A 24,131-nucleotide genomic window follows, 5' to 3' on the forward strand; every position below is an offset into this window, starting at 1 on the left:
TTGCGCGTGAGTGATGGACCTGCTCCGACAAAGCACAAAGATTTCGTCGCTTCATCGTACCCAAGCTGAATTTTCGTCACGGCAGGTTTCCCGGGTCAATTAACACGTTCAAAGCGCTTTTTCATCTCATAGGTCATCTGATTTAACTCGCGCACCAGCGTTTCATTTGCTGGGTCGGCGGTCAAGCTATCGCCGTCAATCTCGATTCCCTCAAGGGCCAACTTGGCCTTCTCCAAAAGTTCTTTTGGTTTGAGCTCTTCAACTCGATAATAAAGCTTGTCGCCTGATGTTCCGAAGTTTCTCTTCATTAGACCCGAAACAATTGCACGCCAATCTTCGTCGCGTGCCCTGGCAGCATCTGCTTTTGCCTCGTGATGAGGATTTTTTGCTATATATTCCTCTAGCGTATCCATGGTCGCATTCTGAGGATCAATCATTTTGGTGTGATCCTTCGAGAAAGCGTCCCATATATCTTGATGGCCAAAAAAATTCTTATTCTTTCCTTGGTGGGAGAGGGCTCGATAGGATTTTTTTGCATCCGCAAACTCGCCAAGGCGGATGTAGTCGTACTGGATGGTTTTCAATCGAAGAAGGTCAACTTCATCAAATGCCCAGTCAACTTTTGGATTTCTGCCTTGGAGACGTTTAATATCACTGTAGAGGTCTACAAACATCCCTTCCTTGGTGCCGTCACTATCCTTGAGCATCGTATACAGATGAGGGCATCCGATGTGTTGCAAGTAGCCGTCCATCAAATCCATGATGCCGAGCAATCCTTTGGCGTAACCACGCTCACGCCCCATTAATGAATCTATCTCGGCCTCGTCAATACCTAAATCTATTTTTAACCGCCGCGCGTGAAGATATTTTTGGATGGGGCCATACTCGACTTTTGAATCCTCGCCGAGTTGATATTGCGTCTCAAGTCGGACAATCTCCTTTTCGTTGTCGGCGTACGCATCAGGAAGAATAATTGCATCGAGGTACTGTGGCTTGTGATCCTCCTGTTGAATCCGCCGTAGCAGCATTGCTCTTCGGTTTCCGTCAATGATGACGCCGTCCAAGCTAACGATGCCAGGACGCTGTTGGGATTTCTCTTTGAGATCTTCAAGCGTGGCCTTGTTGCGAGCAACACTTAGATGCCACAAAAGCGAATCAATCAGCTCGTGCTTTTCTTCGGTGTAAGTAGTAGATGCCTGATGCTCTTGCTTCCAGGTCAGCATCTCGGCTTCAATGCGCCCGTTGTGCTCGTTGTAGATTAGCCAGTCAAGGTCGATCCGATGGACAGCAAAAGCCTGTGCACGGCCTTTATAAAAAAGCTTCTGAGTGCCTTCTGGCGCGGCCTTCCTAAGGTCATCCAGTTTCTGTTTGCGAATCGATGCCGAAAGTACCATTTACGCCCCCGAAAGAGTTGAGCTGCAGAATTGAATGCATGAACCACGGGGGCGCGCTCTCAGAGAGCTCCTCCCGCGCGAGTTTGTTTTTTTGATTGTGACTGATCGTAATGCACTATTTGTCGGCGAAGCAATCGGTGTGTGGCCGTAGTTTGAGTGCGTCAAGCTGCCGACAGTGGTGCCGCTGCCGCGACCTTGAACTACGCCTAGAAGGTGCCGACTCGGCACGTATGAGTCGGCAGTTGCGGCTGCCTTGCGAGAAGTTCCAAGCGCGCAGACTCAAGGACCTCTTCCTGATCCAGTTCGACAGCGTTTTCATCGACGCGGGTTTCCCAATGGTTTTCAAGCCAAAGGTCTCGAGTGTCGAAGCACTCGACTACGCAGTAGAGCCAACTGGCGTACCTGGCGAGCGGTAGCAATGGCTTCCGAATGGTAAAGAGAATTCACCTTGCTGACGTGGTAGCGGCAGCATGCGACCCAGTAGCCGATCGGACGAGGGCATTCGTTTGCTCAGTGCGGCTTTGCCTTCGGAAAACGGAGTGAAGCGCGCCGCGATAAATGCGCCGCACCGTTGCGATAAGTCGAATCCGATCCATTTTTACCGGCTGTAGCGGAATTGCACCGAGTCGTCCTCGGTCGTCATGGCAGTAGAGTTGCCTCCCTGCAACCGTCGCCCCAAGATAAAAGGATTCACCGTGCCCGCAGACCCTCATTGGACGGCCTATCTTTCTCCTGTGATTCAGTTTTTCACAGCGATTGCTGCGGTCTTAGTGGCCTACAAGTTCGGAGCGATCCAGGCGGGCATTTCAAAGCAACAAGCCGCTACAGCAGTTTCAGCTGCTCAGACGGCGGCTGCGGCAGCACAGACAGCTCGAAATCGGCTCAAGTTCGACCTCTTCGAGCGTCGACTGGTGATGTACGACCGCGTGTACGCCTATATCGACACCGTGGTGGCGGCAGCGAAACTTCACCCTGACACCGACAGCGAGTTCTTGGCGTCCGTGCGCGCTATGGGCTGGCTCACCGACAAGGCTGTGGTCGAGTACGTTCACAGGGACTTGAGAGGCAAGATGTCCGAGCTTTCCAACGTCACCCACGAGCTCGAAAGCACTCCCTCTGGGCAGAGGCAGATGGATCTCTTGATAAAGCAGTCTCTTTTGCTGACGAACCTGTACCAAGAACATGAGGCGCTTGCCAGGGTCTTCGAGCCCTTCCTCAAACTGGAACACTAGGGAGCGAAAGCCCGGGGAATGCAGGTATGCCCACGCTTGTCAGACACGCGTCCTGGGCCGAACAGACGCTTATCGACTGCGGCCGCAAGACCCCGGAGGCGCACCTGCGCTACTACGCAAGCATCTTCCCGCTTGTCGAGGTGGATTCCAGCTACTACGCCATCCCCTCGCAGACGATGGTGCACAGCCGATCTAGCGCGCCGGGTCGATCAAGAACTGCATCGACAACAATACGGCCCGCCGACTGCCTGACGCCGGATGTTCCAGGCTTTCGCTGTCGGCCTACAGGAGGAGCAGCATGGCGACGACGACTTCCAGCGAGAGGGTGACCGACTTTGGAACCTATGCCAAAGCAGTTGAGCGCTTACAACAGAAACCGGGGCAGTACATTTTCCGTGGGCAGGACAGGCGCGGTAACCTGCTGCCGGGCGTAGCGCGCGGCACCCCGAATCGCAACCGCGTGTTGAGCGAGAAGGAGGCATTGGAGCAGTTTGAACTGTTGGGGGCGTCCTTCTTATCCCCTGGCCAGCACGGTCTGGTCGATCTAATGGTCGTAGCCCAGCATCATGGGCTCAAGACTCGGCTACTCGACTGGACAGCCAACCCGCTGGTGGCCTTATTTTTCGCCTGCAATTCCCAATCGACAGGGGCCGTATTTGTCTACGTGTTGCACGCCGAGCCGCTTCTCGACAAGTCGGTCTACGACAGAGATCCCTTCGAGCGACGGAAGACGGTTGTGTTCCAACCGCGGCTGAACAATCCGCGTGTCACAGCCCAAGATGGATGGTTCACCTTGCACGCTTTTTCGGGCCAAGGCCGCTTCATAACCTTGGAGAGCAATCGGGAGGTAAAGCCCCACCTGTTCCAGATCATGATCCCCGCCGCTGCAAGGGGGCCTATCCTGGACATGCTGCAAGCAATGGGCTTTAGCCCCAAGTCCATGTTCCCGGATCTCGTCGGCTTGTGCACGCATCTGAACCTCAAGCACAACCTGACCTTTCGGCCAGACTTTGCTGATATCTAGGTTCAGAAAAGGCCGGCAGGCTCCGCCTCTCGGTGTCAGCTGCAGATGATCAGTTCCTGGCACTCTGCCCGGTTGGCCCCGCAGCCCATGGTGTAGTCGATGGCCAGGCTCATCACGCGCGTCCGTGCCAAACTGGCATCTTCCCGGCACGAGCAGTAGCTCGACATGTTTGAGCCCCGTAAGACCGCTCAACGTGAGCGATTCGCGCCATGGGGCGCGTTTACCACCGGCGCAAACCCATTACACGACTTGTCCCAAGCGGTCCCGTCTGGTCCCGGAAAATCCCGATTTATCGCGCCGTTTTGGGTTGTTGTTTCTCCATACCGCTCAACGGAGATCGTTGAGAATCGCAATCAGACGGGGGAAGATTTGCTGACTCGTTCACGCCGTCCGTCAGGATATTCCTTGAATACCACTCCATCGACAGTGACAGCCTTTGGCAATCTCAATCGCGCACGCGTCGCGGCCACCTTCTTTAAGCTCTTACTCAACCGCCGCTTGAATGCGGCAGAGGTCGTGAGCTCGAGCAGTGATTTCGTCATCTTGGCCTACCTTTGATGCTGACAGCGTTGGCCTCAAAAGTTTACATGTCGTCCCGATGCCCCCAATCGCCAATGAGCGATATGCACTCGTAGATATCGCTCGTGCTCAAGTCAAGCACCTTGGCTTTTTGTCGATTGACGCTCCACAAACGACAATGCGAGGACTGGCCTGGCTGACTGATTGTGGGCAAGAAGTAGCGCCCCTCCATCTGAACGATCAGCAGATGTCCCGCTGTTCAAGCAAAGATCCAACAGATCCTGATAAGTTTCAGCAGCCTCGGACCAAGGGAGACGCTGCGACATCGCAAGGTCGATAGTTTTATCTAGCATGCTGCAGACAGATTCGGCAGCCCTGAAGTTGGTTGAGCCCTTCGCCTCCTTGAAGAGCGCGAGGAGCAGACTCAGGCGGTCGTACCATGCAAGTTCGGATAGCGCTGACGCAAGACTCGCATTGAAGACGCTGCGTTCATCCATTTGCGCGCTCCCAAAGAGATGGCGGCTTGCCTCAGGCCAGTCGAGCCGGACCAGCCCGTACAGCTCAAGCAAGTCGTCAACGTTCTGGCTGCATTGGGCAAGCGAAGTCTTGTCGTCTCTCACCAACGTCCAAAAGGGGGCCTCGTACAGGCGCCGAGTCCCGGGGATGTTCAGGTCAACTCGATGAAGCACATCGGTACGCGGCGGTTTGGCTTTCTGTTCGATGAGATCGAACTCTTTGCGTCGGTCCGCTGAAGAAGCTCCAGGTTCGGACGAGAACATCTGGTCCAGCTCGTAATTGCTGCCCCCTCCCGATTCCCGGCGTACTTCATTGAGCCAAAGCTTCACCTGTAAATGGTCGAGCCAGTCCTTCTTTTTCATGCTTAAAGCAAAAAAGGTCGTTTGTCTAGGCTCCGATGATGCCTGCATCAGAGCCTAGATTTTCGGTCTGGCCGCTCACACGATCGGCAGTCCATTCAACCCAGGTGAAGCGAAATGAACGCTGAAAGCACCCCGGCCGCGCTGCGGCGCAGAGAAATGCTCGAGATGTACGGTCCCATGGTCAGCGGGAGTGCAATCGCGACGGTGCTCGGCTTCAAGAGCTATTCCGCCTTTTACAAAGCAAGGCGCGAGGAAAAACTCCCGGTCAAGGTCTTCGACCTGGAGGGGCGCCGCGGGCCTTTCGCCCGGACCGCTGATATCGCCGATTGGCTGGAGTCGATGAGCGAACAGCTCTAGCCGATCTCCTATCCGCACAACACCAGGAGGACATTTCAGCAGCACGACCACATTGAACATGCACTGCTTCAGTGCAGGTGATCGAGAAACACAAAAGCCGCCAGCTCCCTAGGGAACTGGCGGCTTTGTGCGGGATTAATGCTTGGACGGCGATTTATCTTGCGCAAATTGTGTGTCATGTCCTGTGCCCCGTCAACCCCTTGACGGCGTGCGGCGGGTTCTCGTTCGCCTGCGTCCTGCGCCCTCGGCGCACCAAGCTTCGCGACGACACACATGACCCAGTTTCCCTCTGGCGGTGCTCACGTGCTCCACCAAGCGCCAGCACGTTCTCAACCTAGCGATCTCGATCTATCTGCCACGTGGGGCATGCGCCCTGCGGGAATAGCAAAGCCACCAGCAGTGCACTCCTAGTGCCGCCAAGCACAAGGAAATCGGCTTGTCTTCCGATCGGTCTCGCACGGCAGCGCGCCTGCGACCTTTTCTGAAGCCGAGGAGGCTGACCTTCCCGGAGATCGAGAAGATGTCCGAGGAGGATGTGCACGCGAGGTTCGCCAAGCGCCGCTGGGGCATGCACACGGCGATGGCAAGCAAGTCTGCCCCTCGTGTGGCTGCATAGACAGTCACTATGTCATCCACCGCCGGCATCAGTGGCGATGCAAGGTCGCTGGATGCGGGCGCACCTTCTCGGTCACCAGCGGTACAAAACTGCAAGATCACAAGATCCCGCTAAAGCAGATTCTGCGAATCATGCTGACCTACGTCGTAAGAAGCGGCGGAATCAATGCCATGTACATCAAGGACACGGAGGGGTTGGCATACCAGACAGCATTCACACTTCTGCACAAGCTACGTGAGGGTTTGCTGGACGACCGAAATCTCGCGCAGCTCGAAAGGCATGTGGAGGTCGACGGAGGGCATTTTTCCGGGCGAATTCGCAAGCCACGCAAGAAAATCAAGACGACCGGATTGCCCGCGCGCGCCAAGCTGGGCAAGAAATGGTTTGCCACTCATCCGAACCGGCGTATCGTAGTCGTGCTTCGAGAGATTTCACCGACGAAGCTGCAAGGTGCCGTTCGGACGATCGTGGCGGTAGTCAAGGCTGAAAACGAGGCATGCGTCACCCCGGTGGTTTACCGATACGTCAAGCAGGGATCGGAAATCCAGACCGACGAGAGCAACGCATTCTGCAGACTGGCGATGCGCTTCGAGCACCGCACCGTCAATCACAGCGTCGAGTTTTCGACAGACGATGGTGTCAACGACAACCAGGCCGAGAGCTTCTATTCGCGCTGCAGGCGCTTGAACTGGGAAGTTCGTCGGATCACGCCCAAGTACATGTTGGACTACATGAACGAGATGGCGTGGCGAGAGGACCGGCGTCGCGACTCCTTCGAAGAGCGCATCGACTCTCTTTTGGATGGGATCATGAAACACGGACTATCCAAATGGTGGAGGGGCTATTGGCAAGGCCACCATCGCGCTGGCGAGCTGATATTCGATGCTCAGGCGCCGTCTGGGTTCGTTGTCGCCTGACCCATCACCAACGACCAGTTCCCCATTTCTGCACCGCCCTGCGAATGGTGTCTGTGCACACAATCAATGTAAGCGTACGGCTAAGCCGGATCATTGGCGTACGGTAGAGCGGTTGGTGCTCTTGTGGCGGGACGCTATGATTGCCCCCCACCACTCCGCCCTTGCGGCGTCATTAAGTTGACCTTCGCTTGGGAAAAAGGACCGCCTTAGGGCGGTTTTTTTATGCCTTTCACCCCCTCAGGTGCCGTCTGGGTTCGTCATCGCCTGATCCATCACCAAAGACCAGTTCCCCATTTCTGCTCTGCCTTGCGGATGGTGTCTGCGCACGATGCCGAGTGCGCAGAGTGCCTTGAGTCGCGTGCGGACGCGTATGACCAGCTCACGCACCCTCATCTGATGGAGGTCAAGGCCAACTTCGCGAGCGAAAAAGTGCGCGATTTCCGGGGTATGGACGGGCTTGCCATTCGCGGCTTTCAAACAGCGGATGATCTGCTTCGTCATCTGGCCGCGGGGGGCCAGAGACTTTTTCTTCGGACGCCTCCCGACGATGACGGTCGGATCCACTTTGACTTCGTGAAATGGGATCACCGCATCAATTGCGGCGAGTTCCTCCTCAGTCTTGGCGATCAGTTCAGGAAGTTCGTTCTGGAGCTTCAGAAGCTTGTCAAGCCGCCCTTTGTGGACCTGGCGAACTCGAATCAGCCACGCCATCGACGAGGGGGTCCGTTCCAGCCCTGTGTAGTCACGGTTCTTTTTCATTCCCCGAGAGTTTCAAAACTCCCGGGGAATGTCTTGTGCAACAACTAGATAAGAGCGTGGGCGGCGAGCGCGGCCGTCGTTACTGCATCAGCCGGCCGCTGAGATACGGCTCGGGGTCGACCGGGCTGCCGTTCTTGCGGATCTCGAAGCGCAGCTTCACGCGGTCGGCGTTGCTGCGGCCCATCTCGGCGATCTTGTCGCCTTGGCGGACGACGGAGTTTTCCTTCACGAGGATGGTCTGCACGTGGGCGTAGGCCGTGAGGAAGGTCTCGTTGTGCTTGACGATGACCATGTTGCCGTAGGCCGGCAGTTCGCTGCCCACGTACACCACGCGGCCGTCGGCCGAGGCGACGATCGGATCGCCGAGGTTGCCGGCGATGTCGATGCCCTTGACGCGGTCGCCGTCGAAGCGGGCGATGGTCGGGCCGTTCGCGGGGCGGATGAACAAGGCCGCGGGGCGCTGCTGCACCGGCGGCTTGGCTGCCGGGGGCGCCGGCCAGGGCGTGTTGAGGTCGACGGTGGAGCAGGCCGCGAGGCCCGCGGCGAGCAGCGCCATGGCGCCGGTGCGTAAAACAAAAGTCTGAAGGTGCATGGGCTCTGTTCGAACGGGTTCGTTGCGGAGGGTTCCTGCAAACCGGCACGCCGGGCGCGCCACGCGGGCGATGCTAGCAAACCCCCGCGACGGCGCCCGACGAAAGAGCAACCGGCTGTGAAGAGGGCATTGGCCGCCCCGCTACTTGAGCGGGATGGGCGTGCCGCGGTCGATGGGCACCGCCGTCACGCTGTTCTTGGGCGAGCCGTCGATCAGCAGGTCGGAGTAGGTCAGGTAGACCAGCGTGTTGCGCTTGGCGTCCACCATGCGAACCACGCGCAGGCGCTTGAAGAGCACCGACAGCCGCTCGCTGTAGACCTCCTCGCGCTTGGGCAGCGGCTGCGTGATGCTCACCGGGCCGACCTGGCGGCAGGCGATGGAGGCTTCGGCCTTGTCCTCGGCCACGCCGAAGGCGCCCGCCAGCCCACCGGTCTTGGCGCGCGAGACATAGCAGGTCACGCCGTTGACCTTGGGGTCGTCGTAGGCCTCGATCACGATCTTGTGGTCGGGGCCGATGAGCTTGAAGGCGGTGTCGACGTCGCCCACGGTTTCCGCCCTGGCCGCCGCTGCCGCCAGCGCAAAGCCGAGGCTGGCGCCGCACAACATGGTGGCGCGAAGAGTCTTGTTCATGGATCTGGTCAAACGATGCTGAGTTCGTGCACGCGGTCGAAGCTGCCGCGCCGCCGGTCCTCGAAGTAGTGCTCGAGCGTCTCGCGCACCGTGCGGAAGGCGATCTCGTCCCAGGGAATCTCTTCCTCGGTGAAGAGCCGCGCCTCGATGGTCTCGTGGCCCGGGTCGAACTTGTCGTCGAGCAGCCGGGCGCGGTAGAACAGGTGCACCTGGCCCACGCGCACCACGCTGATCACCGAGAACAGGCCCTCGATCTCGAAGTTCGCACCGGCCTCCTCGTCGGTCTCGCGGGCCGCGCCCTGGGCGGTGGTTTCCTCGAGTTCCATGAAGCCGGCCGGCAGCGTCCACTTGCCCCAGCGCGGCTCGATGTTGCGCTTGCACAGCAGCACCTTCTCGCCCAGGACCGGAATGGTGCCGACCACGTTCAGCGGGTTCTCGTAGTGGATGGTGTGGCAGGCCGGGCAGACGGCGCGCTGCTTGGTGTCGCCGTCGTCCGGCACGCGGTAGACCACCGCGGTGCCACAGTTCTTGCAATGCTTGATGGGTACGCGCAGGAGCATGAAACCGACCGCCGTCTTCAGACGACCTTGACGGTCAGCTTGGGCAGGCCCGCGACCTCGCCCACGAGCGTGTCGCCGGCCACCACGGCGGCCACGCCTTCGGGCGTGCCGGTGTAGATCAGGTCGCCGGGCTGCAGCTCCCAGGCCGCCGACAGGTGCTCGATGGTCTCGGCCACGTTCCAGATCAGCTTGCTCACGTTGCTGCGCTGGCGGTCGGTGCCGTTGACCTGCAGCGAGATCTCGGCCTTCTCGGCGTCGCCGGCCTGCGCCACGGGCACGATCGGCCCGATGGGCGCGCTCTGCTCGAAGCCCTTGCCGATGTCCCAGGGGCGGCCCTGCTTCTTCATGTCGTTCTGCAGGTCGCGGCGCGTCATGTCGAGGCCGACCGCGTAGCCGTAGATGTGCTTGTGGGCGTCGGCCGCGGCGATGTTCCTGCCGCCGGTGCCGATGGCGACCACGAGTTCGATCTCGTGATGCAGGTTCTTCGTGAGCGAGGGGTAGGCCATGGTGCCGGTCTGGCCCGCATCGACCACCACCAGCGCGTCGGCGGGCTTCATGAAGAAGAAGGGCGGTTCGCGGCCGGTGAAGCCCATTTCCTTGGCGTGATCTTCGTAGTTGCGGCCCACGCAGTAGATGCGGTGCACCGGGAAGCGGGCGGACTGGCCGGCCACCGGCACCGAAACGGCGGCGGGCGGGGCGAAGACGAACTCGGAAGCCATTGCGACGTGTCCTTTTTTCAGGGAAGCCAAGCGGGAAACCGGCAGTGTGCCAGAGGCGGGAGGCTCACAATAGACGGCCCCGGCGGCGTATTTCCTCTCCATTCCCCTCATTTCCCACCATGCCCATCCGATTCGGCAAGGCCGGCAAGGCCAATGCTCTCAACGAACTAGGCCGCCAGCGCGACGAGGAGGGCGACCAGGACGGTGCGCTCGAGGCCTATGCGCAGGCCGGCGCCGTGCTGCCGAACTGGTCGGCTCCCTGGTACAACATCGGCCTCATCCACAAGTACCGCGGCGACTGGGCCGCCTCGCTGCAGGCCAATGCCCGCGCCGTGCAATGCGATCCGCGCAACGAGGGCGCGATCTGGAACCTCGGCATCGCCGCCACCGCACTGGGCGACTGGACCACGGCCCGCAGCGCCTGGCGGCAGTACGGCATCGAGGTGCCTGAAGGCGACGGGCCGGTCGATCTCTTCATCGGCCTCACGCCCATTCGCGTGCACGGCGACGAGGCCAGCGAAGTCGTGTGGGCCGACCGCATCGACCCGGCGCGCGCCGTTTTGCGCAATGTCCCCACGCCCGACTGCGGCCACCGCTATGGCGACCTCGTGCTGCACGACGGTGCGGCCAACGGCTACCGGCTGCGCGGCGAGCGCGAGGTGCCGGTGTTCGACGCGCTCGAGCTGATCGCGCCTTCCGACTATTCGACCTACGAAGTCACCGTCGAGGACGCGACGAAGGAAGACATCGAGGCGCTGGTCCGGCGCTTCGAGGCGGCCGACGCCAGCGCCGAGAACTGGACCACCAGCATGCAGATGCTCTGCCGCGCCTGTTCCGAAGGCCGGCCGTACGGCGAGGGCCAGCACAACCACGGCGAGGGCGAGGAGCCCGGCGCGCTGGGGCCCTGGCGCATCGGCATCGCCGCCCGAGAGGAAGAGGCCGCGCGCCGCATCCTCGGCGAGTGGCGCGATGCCATAGCCATCACCTCGCCGAAGGCCGTCCTGCAGGACTTCCGCTGCGTGCTGGCGGCTATAGCCCGCTCGTGACGCTGCGCCATGGAGGGAGCGCTATGCTTGCGAAATCATGAAGCTGCATAACTACTTCCGCTCCTCCGCCTCGTTCCGCGTGCGCATCGCCCTCAACCTGAAGGGCCTCGACTTCGACTACGTTCCCGTGCACATCGCGCGCGGCGACCACCGCACCGGCCCCTTCGCCTCCATCTCCGCCGACAGGCTGGTGCCGCTGCTCGAAGACGAGGGCGAGCGCTTCTCGCAGTCGATGGCCATCATCGAGTACCTCGACGAAGTGCATCCTGAGCCCGCGCTGCTGCCGCGCGACCCCGCGGGCCGCGCCCATGTGCGCGCACTGGCGCAGTCGATCGCCTGCGAGATCCATCCGCTCAACAACCTGCGCGTGCTCAAGTACCTGGTGAAGGACCTGAAGCTCGACGAGGACGCCAAGAACGCCTGGTACCGCCACTGGGTGCGCGACGGCCTCATGGCCTTCGAGCGCCAGCTCGCGCAATACCCCGCCGGCACCTACTGCTGGGGCGACACGCCCACCATGGCCGACTGCTGCCTGGTGCCGCAGATCTTCAACGGCCGCCGCTTCGACTGCGACTTCAGCGGCCTGCCGCGCACCATGGCCGCCTTCGATGCCTGCATGGAGCTCGACGCCTTCCAGCGCGCGCAGCCTTCGCAAGCGCCCGACGCGGAAGCCTGAAGCCGATGGATGCACGCTGGCTCGTGCCCGAGTGGCCCGCGCCGCCGAACGTGCGGGCCGTGTGCACCACGCGCGAAGGCGGGGTTTCGACGGCGCGCTATGAAAGCCTGAACCTCGGCGACCACGTGGGCGACGAGCCCGCGCACGTGGCGGACAACCGCAACCGTTTGCGCGCGGCGATCGGCGCGCGTCCGGTCTTCCTCCAGCAGGTGCACGGCACCGGCGTGGTCGAACTCGATGCCGCGCAGAACATCGTGCGCGACGGTACCGCCGCCGATGCCTGTACCGCCACCGTGCCCGGGCTGGCCTGCACGATCATGGTGGCCGACTGCCTGCCGGTGCTCTTCACCGACGAAGCCGGCCACCGCGTCGCGGCCGCGCACGCCGGTTGGCGCGGGCTGGCTGGCGGGGTGCTCGAGCAGACTGCGAGGGCTTTCGATGACGCCGCGAAAGTCATCGCCTGGCTGGGGCCGTGCATCGGTCCCAAGGCCTTCGAGGTGGGGCCGGAGGTCAAGGCCGCCTTCGAGGCGCATGCCGCCGAAGCGGCGTCCTGCTTCCGGCCTGCACCGGCGCCCGGGAAATGGCTGGCCGACCTGCCCGGGCTCGCGCGCCAGCGGCTGCGCACGGCGGGCATCGAAGCGATCCATGGCAACGACGGCGGCGACCCCTGGTGCACCGTCGGCAACCCGTCACGGTTCTTTTCGCACCGGCGCGACGGCATCAGCGGCCGCTTTGCCGCCCTGGTCTGGAAGGTCTGAACTTGCCGCCTCGCCGGGTGGGGCGGCTTCTTCGGCCGCTGCGCGCCGTGCGGCTTCCTGTGCCTCGAGTTCGCGCTGCCTGATCGCGCGGCGACGTCCGGGAGTGCCCATCAGGTAAACCACCAGTGCGACCGGCGCCAAACCGTACAAAAGAAATGTGAAGATGGCGCCCAGCACGGTGCCGGTGGTGTTGGTGGCTTCGGCCACGGCCATCATCAAGGCGACATACAACCAACCGATGACGATCAGATGGACAAACACGAGAAGTTTCAGTTGGTAAGTGGAGGGGGCGGCGTTGTGAGGGCCCTTTGAATGCAGCATACTCAAAACACGCAAGCCATCCGTACCGTTTCAGGCGAGGACCAGGAGACATGATGAAGCAACAAGCCACGGGGGCCGATGCGTTCGCGCCCTTCCAGCAGGCTCTTTCACAAGGATGGACCCAGGCGCTGGAATCTTTCCGGCAGTCCACCGCGCAGGCCGGCTCCGCCTTCGACATCGGCGGCACGCCGCTATGGCAGCTGCCGAAAATGCCGCAGATGCCCGAGCTGCCCCGTTTCTCCATCGATCCCGAAAAGCTCCAGTCCATCCAGCAGCAGTACCTCGCCGAGGCCACCGAGCTCTGGCGCAAGGGCTTCGATGCGAAACCCGAGGGCGACAAGCGCTTCGCGGGCGACGCCTGGGGGCACAACCCCCTGTCGGCCTTCTCCGCGGCCGTGTACCTGCTCAACGGCCGCACCATGCTGAGCATGGCCGAGTCCATCGAGGCCGACGAAAAGACCAAGGCGCGCCTGCGCTTCGCGGTCGAGCAGTGGATGGCCGCCTCGGCGCCCAGCAACTCGCTGGCCTTCAACGCCGAGGCGCAGAAGAAGGCCATCGACACGCAGGGCGAGAGCATCGCCAAGGGCATCCAGAACCTGCTGAACGACGTCAGGCAGGGCCACCTCAGCATGACCGACGAGAGCGCCTTCGAAGTGGGGCGCAACGTGGCCACCACCGAGGGCGCGGTGGTGTTCGAGAACGAGTTCTTCCAGCTGCTCGAATACAAGCCGCTCACCGCCAAGGTGCACGAGCGGCCCTTCCTGCTGGTGCCGCCCTGCATCAACAAGTTCTACATCCTCGACCTGCAGCCCGAGAACTCGCTGATCCGCTATGCGAACGAGCAGGGCCACCGCGTGTTCGTGGTGAGCTGGCGCAACCCCGACGAGTCGATGGGCAAGGCCACCTGGGACGACTACATCGAGAACGCCGCCATCAAGGCGATCCACACGGTGCAGGAAATCAGCGGCAGCAACCAGATCAACACGCTGGGTTTCTGCGTGGGCGGCACCATCCTGAGCACCGCGCTGGCCGTGCTCGCGGCGCGCGGCGAGAAGCCGGCAGCGTCGGTCACGCTGCTGACCACCTTCCTCGACTTCAGCGACACCGGCATCCTCGACATCTTCGTGGACGAGCAGATGGTGCAGTACCGCGAGATGCAACTCGGCAACGGCGGCCTGCTGCCCGGCGGAGACCTGGCCTCGACCTTCAGCTTCCTGCGGCCCAACGACCTGGTGTGGAACTACGTGGTCGGCAACTACCTGAAGGGCGAGACCCCGCCGCCCTTCGACCTGCTTTACTGGAACAGCGACGCCACCAACCTGCCGGGCCCGTTCTACGCCTGGTACCTGCGCAACACGTACCACGAGAACAAGCTGGCCAAGCCGAACGCGCTCACCGTCTGCGGCGAGAAAATCGACCTCGGCAACATCGACATCCCGGCCTACATCTACGGCTCGCGCGAGGACCACATCGTGCCCATCGGCGGCGCCTATGCTTCCACGCAGCTGCTGCCCGGCAAGAAGCGCTTCGTGATGGGCGCTTCGGGCCACATCGCGGGCGTGATCAACCCGCCAGCCAAGAAGAAGCGCAGCCACTGGATCCGCGAGGACGGCAAGTTCCCCAAGACCCAGGCCGAATGGCTGAGCGGCGCGCAGGAGCATCCCGGCAGCTGGTGGACCGACTGGGCACAATGGCTCAAGGGGCACGCGGGCAAACAGGTTCCCGCTCCCAGGGCGTACGGCAACGGCAAGGCCTACAAGGCCATCGAGCCGGCACCCGGACGCTACGTCAAGGCCAAGGCCTGACGGAGTTCGGCAGCGCAAGACCGAAGCAACAGAGTTTCAAATCACTTCAACGGAGAACCTCATGGAAGACATCGTCATCGTTTCGGCAGCCCGCACGGCAGTCGGCAAGTTCGGCGGCTCGCTCGCCGGCATCCCGGCCACGGAGCTGGGTGCGATCGTGATCAAGGAAGTGATTGCACGCGCGAACCTCACGGCCGAGCAGGTCGGCGAGGCCATCATGGGCCAGGTGCTGGCAGCCGGCGCGGGCCAGAACCCCGCGCGCCAGGCATGGCTCAAGAGCGGCGGCACCAAGGAAACCCCGGCGCTCACCATCAACGCCGTGTGCGGTTCGGGCCTGAAGGCCGTGATGCTGGCGGCGCAGGCCGTGGCCACGGGCGACAGCGAGATCGTCATTGCCGGCGGCCAGGAAAACATGAGCGCCGCGCCGCACGTGCTGCCCAACTCGCGCAACGGCCAGCGCATGGGCGACTGGAAACTGGTCGACACCATGATCGTCGACGGCCTGTGGGACGTCTACAACCAGTACCACATGGGCATCACCGCCGAGAACGTGGCCAAGAAGTACGGCATCGACCGCTCCGCGCAGGACGAGTTGGCGCTGGGCAGCCAGACCAAGGCCGCCGCCGCGCAGGACGCCGGCAAGTTCAAGGACGAGATCGTCGGCGTGAGCATTCCGCAGAAGAAGGGCGACCCCGTCGTCTTCAACACCGACGAATTCATCAACCGCAAGACCAGCGCCGAAGGCCTGGCCGGCCTGCGCCCCGCCTTCGACAAGGCCGGCGGCGTGACCGCGGGCAATGCCTCGGGCCTGAACGACGGCGCCGCCGCCGTGATGGTGATGACTGCCAAGAAGGCAGCAGCCCTCGGTCTGAAGCCGCTGGGCCGCATCGCCAGCTACGCCACCGCCGGCCTCGACCCCGCCATCATGGGCATGGGCCCCGTGCCCGCCTCGACCAAGGCGCTGCAGCGCGCCGGCTGGAAGGCCGCCGACCTCGACCTGCTCGAGATCAACGAAGCCTTCGCCGCTCAGGCCTGCGCCGTGAACAAGGAAATGGGCTGGGACATCAACAAGGTGAACGTCAACGGCGGCGCCATCGCCATCGGCCACCCCATCGGCGCATCGGGCTGCCGCATCCTGGTGACGCTGCTGCACGAAATGCAGCGCCAGAACGCCAAGAAGGGCATCGCCTCGCTGTGCATCGGCGGCGGCATGGGCGTGGCGCTCACCATCGAGCGCTGATCGTCCAGTCGTTTCGATGACGGCGCCCGGTGCGCCGTCATCGCCGGCTCAGCGTGCCATCGCCATCGACGGCCGCTGCGCCATAGATGCGCGCCAGCGCAGCAGCTCAGGGTGCTGCTCCCCAGGCTTGGCCCGCACCACGCGGGCGAAATCCACCGCCACCACGGCGGTGATGTCGGCAATGCTGAACCGGTCGGTGGCGATGAAATCTCGGCCGGCCAGCCGTTCGTTCAGCGTCTCGAAGAAATGCTGGATTCGTGCCTGCCCGCGCTGCGCGAGCTCGGGGATCTGGGCGTAGTTCACCGGGCCGGGCAGCGCGCGGTCGGCCATGGCGGGTGAACTGTTGCGCAGCGTCTCGGCGATGGCCAGCAGGCCTTCGAATTCGATGCGCCAGTTCCAGCTGGCGATCTCGGCCTTCTCGCGCGGGGCGATGCCCATCAGCGGCGGCTGCGGGTATCGGGCCTCCACCCATGCCGCGATGGCTGCGTTGTCGGTCAGCAGCAAGCCGTCTTCTTCGTCCGTGCGCAGTGCCGGCACGGTGCATTGCGGGTTGATCGCGCGGTAGGCCTCGCCCATCTGCTCACCACGGGCGAGGTCGACCTGCACGGTCTCGTGGGCAATGCCCTTCTCGGCAAGCAGGATGCGCGCGCGCCGCGGGCTTGGGGCGGTGGCGCAGTCGTAGAGAATGATCATCGTCTGTCCAACTCCTGGAACTCATCGCATGAATGGCACGACAGCCTACACGCCGCCCACCGTCTGGTCATGGAACAAGCAAAGCGGCGGGCGCTTCGCGAACATCAACCGTCCGATCGCGGGCGCCACGCATGAGAAGGATCTGCCGGTAGGCAGGCATCCGCTGCAACTCTATTCGCTGGCAACGCCCAACGGCGTGAAGGTGACGGTGATGCTCGAGGAACTGCTGGCGCTGGGCCACGCGGGAGCCGAGTACGACGCCTGGCTGATCCGCATCAACGAAGGCGACCAGTTCGGCAGCGGCTTCGTGGCGGTGAATCCCAACTCCAAGATCCCCGCGCTGATGGACCGCAGCGGCTCCTCGCCGATCCGCGTGTTCGAGTCGGGCGCGATCCTGCAGTACCTGGCCGAGAAGTTCGGCAACGCCTTCCTGCCGACCGAGCGGGCGGCGCGCGCCGAGTGCCTGTCGTGGCTCTTCTGGCAGATGGGCAGCGCGCCGTACCTGGGCGGCGGCTTCGGGCATTTCTACGCCTACGCGCCCACGAAGATCGAGTACGCCATCGACCGCTTCGCCATGGAAACCAAGCGCCAGCTCGACGTGCTCGACCGCCGCCTGGCCGAGAGCCGCTATCTGGCGGGCGAGGAGTACACCATCGCCGACATGGCCGTCTGGCCCTGGTACGGCACGCTGGCCAAGGGGCAGCTCTACGAAGCGGGCGAGTTCCTGCAGGTGGGCGAATACAGGAACGTGCTGCGCTGGACCGACGAGATCGCCCGGCGACCGGCCGTGCAGCGCGGCCGCATGGTCAACCGCACCTGGGGCCAGCCCTCCAGCCAGCTGCACGAGCGCCACGACGCCGGTGATTTCGACACCCGCACGCAGGACAAGCTCGAAGCGGAACGGAAATAGGGCGAAGCCATGAGCGACAAGATCCTGGTTTTCTACGGCTCCTACCGCTCCGACCGCATGGGCGTGCGCCTGGCGGACTACATCGTCGCCGGCCTGCGCGAACGCGGCGACGACGCGGAGCTGATCGACGCGAAGGCGGTCGACCTGCCCATGCTCGACCGCATGTACAAGGAATATCCGAAGGGCACGGCGCCCGCGGCGATGGAAGCGCTCGCCGAGAAGATCCGCACGGCCGACGCCTTCGTCTTCGTCACCGGCGAATACAACTGGGGCCCGCAGCCGGGCCTGAAGAACCTCACCGACCATTTCCTAGAGGAATGGTTCTGGCGCCCCGCGGCCATCGCGAGCTATTCGGCTGGGCGTTTCTCGGGCGTGCGCTCGGGCACGGTGTGGCATTCGATCCTGTCGGAGATGGGCATGGTCGTGGTGTCGAGCACGCTGGCCGTCGGGCCGATCTCGCAGACGCTGGATGCGGCAGGCAAGCCGACGGGGCCTGCCGGCGAATCGCTGCAGCGTTCGTTCGGCCGTTTTGCGGACGACCTCGCCTGGTGGACCGAGGCGGCGCGGGCGCAGCGTGCGCGCAAGGCGCCGCCGTACTGATCGATCGATGGCCATGAGCGCGCGCCGGCCGTTCGTCGCCGCTCTCGTGTTCCTGTTCCTGCTGTCGGGTTGCGTTTCCTTCCCGACGCGGTATGCCACGTTCGATTGCAGCTGCCGCGCGGACAGAGAGCCGATTCACCGGATTTCATTGAAGGCTCCAACCGGAAACTGGGCGGTCTCCGGCCACAACGGCTTCCTGTATGGGGAGGTCGCGTCGCTCTCGATTCGCCTGCCTGAAAAGCCGGTCGCGGCCGCGCGTTATGAAGCGGGGCAGATCGTTCTCACCGACGAGAGTCCGTTCCCTTCCGCCGTTGTGCCGGTCACGGGCGGCGACGTGCAGGTCGATCCGCAAGGAAGGAAAGTGACGGTCTCGCTTCAGACCGCTTCCGGCGCGTTCTGGGCGAACGGCGTCTATTCACTGCGCTAGCAGATTTTTGCCACCGGCACCGCCTCCAACGGCATCTTGTTCACCGCTCATTTTTTGGGCAAAGTGTGGAATGCCTTTGTAAAACAACAACTTACGTTGCTTTTACAACGCTCCTCATGAGTTATCCCCAAAGTTGTGCACTGAAAATGGGGAAGAAGCCGGCTTTTCCACATTCCGGCCGCAAGTGGCTGATCCGATAGCGTTTTTCGTTCACGGAAAACCGTGAAAAACCGGAGCGGGAGGTGGTTCGAGGGCTCGGCGAAGCGGTTTGGGCGGCCCAGGTTGTTCACCGCCCAAAAATTGAGCAAACTAAGGAATACCCTTGTAAAACAACGACTTGCATCCGTTTTACAAGGCTCCTCATGAGTTACCCCCAAAGTTGCCCACAGAAAATGGGGACGGGAGCAGGTTGTTCAGCAATCGCGCGCAAGTTGCTGTTTTTCCGGTGTCGTCGTCAGCTTTCGGAGGCTGCCTGCTGTTCTGCGTAATGCCGGCATAGCGTGTCGACCAGCGCCTGCGCATAGACCGGCAGCGCCGCGCGGTCCCGCACCAGCAGGTATCGCTCCCGCACGCACCAAGCGTCGGCGAGATCGATGAGCGCGAGCTGCATGCTTTCCTGGTTGCGCCGTGCCGCCGACTCCGGCACCACGCCGATGCCCACGCCGTTGCCGATCATCCGGCACATGGCGTCGAAGCTGCCGAGCTGGATGCGCAGCTTCTGCCGCTTGCCGAGGTTGTCGGTGATCTGCGAGAGAAAGGTCTGCAGCGTGCTGCCCTGCTGCATGCCGATGGCGTCTTCGTCCAGCGTCTCGGCGAAAGAGATCTTCCTGCGCTTCGCGAAGCGATGTTTGCGCGAAGTTGCGAGCACCAGCCGGTCGGTGCTGAAGTGGATGGCTTCCAGCCCCAGCGTGTCGACGCGGCCCGCGACGATGCCGATGTCGGCGCGGCCGTCGAGCACGCCGCGCGGTATCTGAGCATTCGGTTTTTCCTGAAGGTCGACGTTGATGCGCGGGTTGCGCGCCAGGAAGCCCGGCAGAATCTCGGGCAGGAAGTCGGTCACCGCCGTGGTGTTGGCGAACACGCGCAGGTGGCCGCGCAGGCCGCCGCCGTACTCGAGCAGGTCGGCGCGCAGCTGTTCGGTCTGGTGCAGCACGAGGCGAGCGTGATGCAGGAAGGCTTCGCCCGGCGGCAGCAGCCGCACGCCGCGGGCTTCGCGCTGCAACAGCTGCAGGCCGGCCTGCGTTTCCAGCGCCTTGATGCGTGCGCTGGCGGCGGCCAGCGACAGGTGCTGGCGCTCGGCGGCCCGCGTGAGGTTGCCGAGTTCGGCCGTGGCGACGAAGAGGCGCAGGTCGGTGAGGTCGAAGAGCATCGGGCGATGGTAGGCCGCGGGATGCCACCAGCCTTCGGAAATGCGGAAGGCTGGGTTCCGAAATCGCAGATTGCGCGCGAGGGTGGGGCGGCAGACCATGCGGGCCATGGAGACAAGACACACGAAATTCCGCGCATTGGCGCTGCTGTCGCTGGCGGCCGCGCTCGTGCTTCCGGCCGGCCCCGCGCTCGCGCAAAGCTATCCCTCGCGCCCCGTCACGCTCGTCGTGCCCCAGGCCGCAGGCGGCACCAACGACATCGTCGGCCGCCTCGTCGGCCAGAAGCTCGGCGAGGTGATGAACAACGCCAGCGTGGTGGTCGACAACCGCCCCGGCGCGGGCGGCAACATCGGCACGCAGCTGGTGGCCAAGGGCCCGAAGGACGGCTACACGCTGCTCATGACCATCAGCAGCAGCCAGGCCATCAACCCGGCGCTGTACAAGAACCCGGGCTTCGACCCCGAGAAGGATTTCAAGCCCGTCGGCCTCGTCGGCGCGGTGCCCAACGTGCTGCTGGTCAATCCTTCGTTCCCGGCGAAGAACCTCGCCGAGTTCCTGAAGCTCGCGCGGGCCAAGGGCGCCAACTACCAGTACGCCTCGGCCGGCAACGGCACGCTCAACCACCTGCTCGGCGAAATGCTCAACAGCATGGCCGGCATCTCGATGCAGCACGTGCCGTACAAGGGCGTGGCGCCGGCGCTCAACGACGTGCTGGGCGGGCAGCTGCCCATCGTGTTCGCGAGCCTGCCTTCGGCGCTGCCGCACATCAAGGCCGGCAAGCTGCGCGCGCTGGCGGTCAGCGGCGAGAAGCGCTCGCCCGTGCTGCCCGACGTGCCCACCATCGCCGAGGCCGTGCCCGGCTACAACGGCACGCTGTGGATCGGTCTCTTCGCTCCGGCGGGCGTGCCGGCCGACGTGCTCGCCACGCTGCAGGACGCCACGCGCAAGGCGCTGGCCTCGAAGGACCTGCGCGACAAGCTGGACCAGCAGGGCGTGGAGATCGCCGCGCCGACCACCCCCGAACAGTTCTCGGCGCTGCTGCATGACGACCTCGCCAAGTGGGCGCGGATCGTCAAGGCCTCCGGCGCCGCGGTCGACTGAACGACGAAGAAATCCATGAGCAACGACACACAGACCTCATCTCCCGCGATCGACAGCGACACGCTGGCGAAGCTGCAGGCCTGGCAGGGCCGCAGCGAAACGTTGGCCGACGACATCACCGCCGCGCCCGTGCGCGCGCTTTCCGCCACGCTCGACCGCGACGACGCGCCGCCGCAACCCGGCACGCGCCTGCCCGAGCTGTGGCACTGGCTCTACTTCCTGCCGCACCACCGCCAGTCGGAGATCGGCGAGGACGGCCACGCGAAGCGCGGCGGCTTCCTGCCACCGGTGCCGCTGCCGCGCCGCATGTGGGCGGGCGGGCGGCTCGCGTGGGAGCCGGGCAATCCGCTGCAGGTCGGCGACAAGGTGGAGCGCACCTCGCGCATCGTCTCGGTCACGCACAAGGCGGGCCGCAGCGGCGAGCTGGTCTTCGTGCTGGTGCGCCACGAGGTGCGCAACGAACGCGGCCTCGCGCTGACCGAGGAGCACGACATCGTCTACCGCGCCGCGGCGCAACCGGGCGAAGCAGGCCCGCCGCCCACGCCAGCGCCGAAGGACGCCACCTTCAGCCGCGACATCGCGCCCGACGACGTGCTGCTCTTCCGCTACTCGGCGCTCACCTTCAACGGCCATCGCATCCACTACGACCGCCGCTATGTCACGCAGGTCGAGGGCTACCCGGGCCTGATCGTGCACGGCCCGCTGATCGCGACGCTGCTGGTCGACCTGCTGCGCCGCAACGTGCCGGGCGCGCAGCTCGCGCGCTTCGAGTTCCGCGCAGTGCGACCGACTTTCGATATCGCGCCGTTCCGTGTGCACGGCAAGCCGTCGAGCGACGGAAAGACCTTTGCGCTCTGGGGCGAGGACGCCGACGGCTGGCTCACCATGCAGGCCACGGCCGTGCTGGCCTGAGCGGGGAAGGAAGAACACATGACAAGACCCCTGGACGGCATCACCGTCATCTCTCTCGAGCACGCCATCGCCGCGCCGTTCTGCACGCGCCAACTGGCCGACCTCGGCGCACGCGTCATCAAGGTGGAGCGCCCCGGCGCGGGCGACTTCGCGCGGGCCTACGACGCCCGCGTCGGCGGCGAGGCCTCGCATTTCGTGTGGGTGAACCGCTCGAAGGAAAGCCTCACGCTCGATCTCAAGCAGCCCGCCGCGCTCGCCGTGCTGCAGGAGCTGCTGGCCGATGCCGACGTGCTGGTGCAGAACCTCGCGCCCGGCGCCGCCGCGCGCATGGGGCTGGGCGCGCAAGCGCTGCAGGCGAAGCACCCGAAGCTCATCGTCTGCGACATCTCGGGCTACGGCGAGGACGGCCCGTACCGCGACAAGAAGGCCTACGACCTGCTGATCCAGAGCGAGGCGGGCTTTCTCTCGGTGACTGGCACGCCGGACGAGCCCTGCAAGTCGGGCAACTCCATCGCCGACATCGCGGCCGGCATGTATGCGTACACCGGCATCCTCGCGGCGCTGCTCCAGCGCGGAAAGACGGGCAAGGGCTCGCACATCGACGTGTCGATGCTCGAATCGCTCGCCGAGTGGATGGGCTACCCGATGTACTACGCCTACGACGGCGCGCCGCCGCCGCCGCGCAGCGCCGCGTCGCACGCGACCATCTACCCGTACGGCCCGTTCCCCGCGGGCGACGGCGGCACCGTGATGCTGGGCCTGCAGAACGAGCGCGAGTGGCGCACCTTCTGCGAGAAGGTGCTGCTGCAGGCGGGGCTTGCCGCCGACCCGCGCTTCGACAGCAACGCGCGGCGCAACGAGAACCGCGAGACGCTGCGCGCCATCATCCTCGAGACCTTCGGCGCGCTGAGCACGGCGCAGGTGCTGGAGCGGCTCGACACCGCGCAGATCGCCAACGCCCGCATGAACGACATGGCCGGCTTGTGGGCGCATCCGCAGCTGCAGGCGCGCGAGCGCTGGCGGCAGGTGGGCTCGCCGGCGGGGGACATTCCCGCCTTGCTGCCGGCAGGGCGCCAGAGCGCCTTCGACTACCGCATGGACCCGATCCCGGCGGTCGGCGAACACACCGACGCCATCCTGCGCGGCCTCGGGCGCAGCGAGGCGGACATCGCGGCCCTGCGCGAGGCGAGGGCGGTGTGAGCGCGCCGTCGCTTTCGCTGGCACGCGCCTTTCTCTTCGTGCCCGCCGACCGGCCGGAGCGCCATGCGCGCGCGCTCGCAACCGGGGCGGGCGGCGTGATCGTCGATCTGGAAGACGCCGTCGCGCCCGAGCGCAAGGCATCGGCGCGCGAGCAACTGGCATCTTCGTTCGCCGCGCTGCCCGCCGAAGACCGGCGACGGCTGCTGGTGCGCATCAACGCGGCCGGCACGTCGTGGCACGACGACGATCGCGCGCAGGTCGGGGCGCTCGCCGCGCAGGGGCTGATCGCCGGCATCGTGCTGCCCAAGGCGGAGCGCGTGGCCGATCTCTCTCGGCTGGCTGCCGCAGCGGGGCCGTCGGCCGTGCTGGTGCCGCTGATCGAATCGGCCGCCGGCCTTGCTGGGGTCGACGAACTTGCTGCCGCCCCGCAGGTGCTGCGCCTGGCGTTCGGCAACCTGGATTTCCAGGCCGACCTGGGTCTGGCCTGCGATGCGGACGAGGCCGAGCTGGTGCCGGTGCGTCTCGCGCTGCTGCTGGCCACGCGCCGCGCCGGCCTTGCAGCGCCCATCGACGGCGTGACCCCCGACTGGCGCGACGCCGCCCGGCTGGCCACCGACACCGCACGTACTCGGCGCGGCGGCTTCGGCGCCAAGCTGTGCATCCACCCCGACCAGGTCGCGCCGGTCCATGCGGCGCTCGGCCCCACGGCGCAGGAGCTGGCGTGGGCCCGCCGCGTGGTCGAGGCCATACGCGCGGCCGGCGGCGGTGTCGTGAGCCTCGACGGGCGGATGGTCGATGCACCCGTGGTGCGGCTGGCCGAACGCCTGCTCGCGCTCGAAGAGCAACCCTGAACAGAGACAAACCACAAAGGAGACAAG

General features: G+C 64.1%; 26 protein-coding genes and 1 pseudogene. 17 read left to right on the top strand and 10 right to left on the bottom strand.

Going from position 1 to position 24,131, the window contains the following annotated elements; genetic code table 11:
- Positions 1-95: 95 nt before the first annotated feature.
- Complete coding sequence (locus tag SFB74_RS12815) at positions 96-1,394, bottom strand: hypothetical protein (protein WP_432731173.1); 1,299 nt, start codon at positions 1,392-1,394, stop codon at positions 96-98.
- 695 nt (positions 1,395-2,089) lie between these two features.
- Between SFB74_RS12815 and SFB74_RS12820 the strand changes: the two genes are divergently transcribed.
- The 3 genes and pseudogenes from SFB74_RS12820 to SFB74_RS12830 all read left to right on the top strand — a co-directional run bounded on the left by SFB74_RS12820 (position 2,090) and on the right by SFB74_RS12830 (position 3,650).
- Positions 2,090-2,626, top strand: coding sequence for a hypothetical protein (locus SFB74_RS12820; protein ID WP_432731174.1), 537 nt, complete (start codon positions 2,090-2,092; stop codon positions 2,624-2,626).
- Positions 2,627-2,652: 26 nt separating this feature from the next.
- Positions 2,653-2,802: pseudogene (locus SFB74_RS12825) on the top strand (DUF72 domain-containing protein); the annotation flags it as partial.
- Positions 2,803-2,924: 122 nt separating this feature from the next.
- Complete coding sequence (locus SFB74_RS12830) at positions 2,925-3,650, top strand: FRG domain-containing protein (protein WP_432731175.1); 726 nt, start codon at positions 2,925-2,927, stop codon at positions 3,648-3,650.
- A gap of 653 nt (positions 3,651-4,303) precedes the next feature.
- Here SFB74_RS12830 and SFB74_RS12835 read toward each other — a convergent pair.
- Positions 4,304-5,047: a hypothetical protein gene (locus SFB74_RS12835; RefSeq protein ID WP_432731176.1), complete on the bottom strand. Its 744-nt coding sequence runs from the start codon at positions 5,045-5,047 to the stop codon at positions 4,304-4,306.
- Between the two features lie 114 nt (positions 5,048-5,161).
- On the opposite strand from SFB74_RS12835, the gene SFB74_RS12840 reads away from it, so the two are divergent.
- Together SFB74_RS12840 and SFB74_RS12845 are read left to right on the top strand one after the other, a co-directional pair.
- On the top strand, positions 5,162-5,404 hold the full coding sequence (locus tag SFB74_RS12840) for a hypothetical protein (protein ID WP_432731177.1): 243 nt from the start codon (positions 5,162-5,164) through the stop codon (positions 5,402-5,404).
- Between the two features lie 747 nt (positions 5,405-6,151).
- Entirely contained in the window at positions 6,152-6,937 is a 786-nt protein-coding gene (locus tag SFB74_RS12845; RefSeq protein ID WP_432731178.1) for an IS1595 family transposase, read from the top strand.
- Between the two features lie 237 nt (positions 6,938-7,174).
- On the opposite strand, the gene SFB74_RS12850 is transcribed toward SFB74_RS12845, so the two are convergent.
- The 5 genes from SFB74_RS12850 to SFB74_RS12870 all read right to left on the bottom strand — a co-directional run bounded on the left by SFB74_RS12850 (position 7,175) and on the right by SFB74_RS12870 (position 10,197).
- Complete coding sequence (locus SFB74_RS12850) at positions 7,175-7,696, bottom strand: hypothetical protein (RefSeq protein ID WP_432731179.1); 522 nt, start codon at positions 7,694-7,696, stop codon at positions 7,175-7,177.
- A gap of 79 nt (positions 7,697-7,775) precedes the next feature.
- Positions 7,776-8,252 carry a murein hydrolase activator EnvC family protein gene (locus SFB74_RS12855; protein WP_432731180.1) on the bottom strand — a complete coding sequence of 159 codons (477 nt, stop codon included), beginning with the start codon at positions 8,250-8,252 and terminating at the stop codon, positions 7,776-7,778.
- A gap of 177 nt (positions 8,253-8,429) precedes the next feature.
- A complete protein-coding gene (locus SFB74_RS12860; protein ID WP_432731181.1) occupies positions 8,430-8,918 on the bottom strand; it encodes a CreA family protein in 489 nt (162 codons plus the stop codon).
- Positions 8,919-8,926: 8 nt separating this feature from the next.
- A complete protein-coding gene (locus SFB74_RS12865; RefSeq protein WP_432731182.1) occupies positions 8,927-9,478 on the bottom strand; it encodes an NUDIX hydrolase in 552 nt (183 codons plus the stop codon).
- Between the two features lie 17 nt (positions 9,479-9,495).
- Complete coding sequence (locus SFB74_RS12870) at positions 9,496-10,197, bottom strand: fumarylacetoacetate hydrolase family protein (RefSeq protein ID WP_126018533.1); 702 nt, start codon at positions 10,195-10,197, stop codon at positions 9,496-9,498.
- A 119-nt stretch (positions 10,198-10,316) separates the two neighbouring features.
- On the opposite strand from SFB74_RS12870, the gene SFB74_RS12875 reads away from it, so the two are divergent.
- Genes SFB74_RS12875 through pgeF form a run of 3 tightly spaced genes read left to right on the top strand, consistent with a single transcriptional unit; the run spans position 10,317 to position 12,677 of the window.
- The gene (locus tag SFB74_RS12875; RefSeq protein ID WP_432731183.1) at positions 10,317-11,243 is read left to right on the top strand and encodes a tetratricopeptide repeat protein; all 927 of its coding nucleotides are present in this window, start codon (positions 10,317-10,319) and stop codon (positions 11,241-11,243) included.
- Positions 11,244-11,280: 37 nt separating this feature from the next.
- Complete coding sequence (gene maiA, locus SFB74_RS12880; RefSeq protein WP_432731184.1) at positions 11,281-11,919, top strand: maleylacetoacetate isomerase; 639 nt, start codon at positions 11,281-11,283, stop codon at positions 11,917-11,919.
- Positions 11,920-11,924: 5 nt separating this feature from the next.
- Entirely contained in the window at positions 11,925-12,677 is a 753-nt protein-coding gene (gene pgeF / locus SFB74_RS12885; RefSeq protein WP_432731185.1) for a peptidoglycan editing factor PgeF, read from the top strand.
- Here the strand turns inward: pgeF and SFB74_RS12890 are convergent.
- Positions 12,609-12,938 carry a hypothetical protein gene (locus SFB74_RS12890; protein ID WP_432731186.1) on the bottom strand — a complete coding sequence of 110 codons (330 nt, stop codon included), beginning with the start codon at positions 12,936-12,938 and terminating at the stop codon, positions 12,609-12,611. The two genes, pgeF and SFB74_RS12890, sit on opposite strands and share 69 nt — an antisense overlap.
- A gap of 113 nt (positions 12,939-13,051) precedes the next feature.
- On the opposite strand from SFB74_RS12890, the gene phaC reads away from it, so the two are divergent.
- Positions 13,052-14,803 (top strand): class I poly(R)-hydroxyalkanoic acid synthase, encoded by a 1,752-nt coding sequence (gene phaC, locus SFB74_RS12895; protein ID WP_432731931.1) that lies wholly within the window; start codon positions 13,052-13,054, stop codon positions 14,801-14,803.
- Positions 14,804-14,864: 61 nt separating this feature from the next.
- Positions 14,865-16,043, top strand: coding sequence for an acetyl-CoA C-acetyltransferase (locus SFB74_RS12900; protein ID WP_093201945.1), 1,179 nt, complete (start codon positions 14,865-14,867; stop codon positions 16,041-16,043).
- 48 nt (positions 16,044-16,091) lie between these two features.
- Here SFB74_RS12900 and SFB74_RS12905 read toward each other — a convergent pair whose 3' ends face one another.
- Positions 16,092-16,736, bottom strand: a complete 645-nt coding sequence (locus SFB74_RS12905; protein WP_432731187.1) for a glutathione S-transferase family protein — start codon at positions 16,734-16,736, stop codon at positions 16,092-16,094.
- A gap of 28 nt (positions 16,737-16,764) precedes the next feature.
- Between SFB74_RS12905 and yghU the strand changes: the two genes are divergently transcribed.
- Genes yghU through SFB74_RS12920 form a run of 3 tightly spaced genes read left to right on the top strand, consistent with a single transcriptional unit; the run spans position 16,765 to position 18,673 of the window.
- On the top strand, positions 16,765-17,646 hold the full coding sequence (gene yghU, locus SFB74_RS12910) for a glutathione-dependent disulfide-bond oxidoreductase (protein WP_432731188.1): 882 nt from the start codon (positions 16,765-16,767) through the stop codon (positions 17,644-17,646).
- Between the two features lie 9 nt (positions 17,647-17,655).
- Positions 17,656-18,246 carry an NADPH-dependent FMN reductase gene (locus SFB74_RS12915; RefSeq protein WP_432731189.1) on the top strand — a complete coding sequence of 197 codons (591 nt, stop codon included), beginning with the start codon at positions 17,656-17,658 and terminating at the stop codon, positions 18,244-18,246.
- A 7-nt stretch (positions 18,247-18,253) separates the two neighbouring features.
- Positions 18,254-18,673 carry a hypothetical protein gene (locus tag SFB74_RS12920; RefSeq protein ID WP_432731190.1) on the top strand — a complete coding sequence of 140 codons (420 nt, stop codon included), beginning with the start codon at positions 18,254-18,256 and terminating at the stop codon, positions 18,671-18,673.
- Positions 18,674-19,127: 454 nt separating this feature from the next.
- Here the strand turns inward: SFB74_RS12920 and SFB74_RS12925 are convergent, their stop codons facing one another.
- Positions 19,128-20,042 (bottom strand): LysR family transcriptional regulator, encoded by a 915-nt coding sequence (locus SFB74_RS12925; protein ID WP_432731191.1) that lies wholly within the window; start codon positions 20,040-20,042, stop codon positions 19,128-19,130.
- A 106-nt stretch (positions 20,043-20,148) separates the two neighbouring features.
- Here SFB74_RS12925 and SFB74_RS12930 point away from each other — a divergent pair, with 106 nt between their 5' ends.
- The 4 genes from SFB74_RS12930 to SFB74_RS12945 are packed head-to-tail and all read left to right on the top strand — an operon-like array spanning position 20,149 to position 24,104.
- Positions 20,149-21,141 (top strand): tripartite tricarboxylate transporter substrate binding protein, encoded by a 993-nt coding sequence (locus SFB74_RS12930; protein ID WP_432731193.1) that lies wholly within the window; start codon positions 20,149-20,151, stop codon positions 21,139-21,141.
- Positions 21,142-21,156: 15 nt separating this feature from the next.
- Entirely contained in the window at positions 21,157-22,053 is an 897-nt protein-coding gene (locus tag SFB74_RS12935; RefSeq protein WP_432731194.1) for an FAS1-like dehydratase domain-containing protein, read from the top strand.
- A gap of 18 nt (positions 22,054-22,071) precedes the next feature.
- A complete protein-coding gene (locus SFB74_RS12940; protein ID WP_432731195.1) occupies positions 22,072-23,253 on the top strand; it encodes a CaiB/BaiF CoA transferase family protein in 1,182 nt (393 codons plus the stop codon).
- The gene (locus SFB74_RS12945; RefSeq protein WP_432731196.1) at positions 23,250-24,104 is read left to right on the top strand and encodes an HpcH/HpaI aldolase/citrate lyase family protein; all 855 of its coding nucleotides are present in this window, start codon (positions 23,250-23,252) and stop codon (positions 24,102-24,104) included. The genes SFB74_RS12940 and SFB74_RS12945 overlap by 4 nt, the downstream gene beginning before the upstream one ends.
- Positions 24,105-24,131: the final 27 nt, after the last annotated feature.

It is taken from the genome of Variovorax xiamenensis, from assembly GCF_050916385.1.
Taxonomy (GTDB): Bacteria; Pseudomonadota; Gammaproteobacteria; order Burkholderiales; family Burkholderiaceae_C; genus Variovorax.

Bases quoted from the DNA above. Each gene is read 5' to 3' on its own strand.
- SFB74_RS12835 (WP_432731176.1), bottom strand. From the start codon at position 5,047: ATGAAAAAGAAGGACTGGCTCGACCATTTACAGGTGAAGCTTTGGCTC.
- SFB74_RS12865 (WP_432731182.1), bottom strand. From the start codon at position 9,478: ATGCTCCTGCGCGTACCCATCAAGCATTGCAAGAACTGTGGCACCGCG.
- SFB74_RS12920 (WP_432731190.1), top strand. From the start codon at position 18,254: ATGGCCATGAGCGCGCGCCGGCCGTTCGTCGCCGCTCTCGTGTTCCTG.
- phaC (WP_432731931.1), top strand. From the start codon at position 13,052: ATGAAGCAACAAGCCACGGGGGCCGATGCGTTCGCGCCCTTCCAGCAG.
- SFB74_RS12900 (WP_093201945.1), top strand. From the start codon at position 14,865: ATGGAAGACATCGTCATCGTTTCGGCAGCCCGCACGGCAGTCGGCAAG.
- SFB74_RS12940 (WP_432731195.1), top strand. From the start codon at position 22,072: ATGACAAGACCCCTGGACGGCATCACCGTCATCTCTCTCGAGCACGCC.
- SFB74_RS12850 (WP_432731179.1), bottom strand. From the start codon at position 7,696: ATGAAAAAGAACCGTGACTACACAGGGCTGGAACGGACCCCCTCGTCG.
- SFB74_RS12935 (WP_432731194.1), top strand. From the start codon at position 21,157: ATGAGCAACGACACACAGACCTCATCTCCCGCGATCGACAGCGACACG.
- SFB74_RS12840 (WP_432731177.1), top strand. From the start codon at position 5,162: ATGAACGCTGAAAGCACCCCGGCCGCGCTGCGGCGCAGAGAAATGCTC.
- SFB74_RS12845 (WP_432731178.1), top strand. From the start codon at position 6,152: ATGCTGACCTACGTCGTAAGAAGCGGCGGAATCAATGCCATGTACATC.
- maiA (WP_432731184.1), top strand. From the start codon at position 11,281: ATGAAGCTGCATAACTACTTCCGCTCCTCCGCCTCGTTCCGCGTGCGC.
- SFB74_RS12905 (WP_432731187.1), bottom strand. From the start codon at position 16,736: ATGATCATTCTCTACGACTGCGCCACCGCCCCAAGCCCGCGGCGCGCG.
- SFB74_RS12870 (WP_126018533.1), bottom strand. From the start codon at position 10,197: ATGGCTTCCGAGTTCGTCTTCGCCCCGCCCGCCGCCGTTTCGGTGCCG.
- SFB74_RS12860 (WP_432731181.1), bottom strand. From the start codon at position 8,918: ATGAACAAGACTCTTCGCGCCACCATGTTGTGCGGCGCCAGCCTCGGC.
- SFB74_RS12815 (WP_432731173.1), bottom strand. From the start codon at position 1,394: ATGGTACTTTCGGCATCGATTCGCAAACAGAAACTGGATGACCTTAGG.
- SFB74_RS12925 (WP_432731191.1), bottom strand. From the start codon at position 20,042: ATGCTCTTCGACCTCACCGACCTGCGCCTCTTCGTCGCCACGGCCGAA.
- SFB74_RS12875 (WP_432731183.1), top strand. From the start codon at position 10,317: ATGCCCATCCGATTCGGCAAGGCCGGCAAGGCCAATGCTCTCAACGAA.
- SFB74_RS12855 (WP_432731180.1), bottom strand. From the start codon at position 8,252: ATGGCGCTGCTCGCCGCGGGCCTCGCGGCCTGCTCCACCGTCGACCTC.
- pgeF (WP_432731185.1), top strand. From the start codon at position 11,925: ATGGATGCACGCTGGCTCGTGCCCGAGTGGCCCGCGCCGCCGAACGTG.
- yghU (WP_432731188.1), top strand. From the start codon at position 16,765: ATGAATGGCACGACAGCCTACACGCCGCCCACCGTCTGGTCATGGAAC.
- SFB74_RS12930 (WP_432731193.1), top strand. From the start codon at position 20,149: ATGGAGACAAGACACACGAAATTCCGCGCATTGGCGCTGCTGTCGCTG.
- SFB74_RS12915 (WP_432731189.1), top strand. From the start codon at position 17,656: ATGAGCGACAAGATCCTGGTTTTCTACGGCTCCTACCGCTCCGACCGC.
- SFB74_RS12830 (WP_432731175.1), top strand. From the start codon at position 2,925: ATGGCGACGACGACTTCCAGCGAGAGGGTGACCGACTTTGGAACCTAT.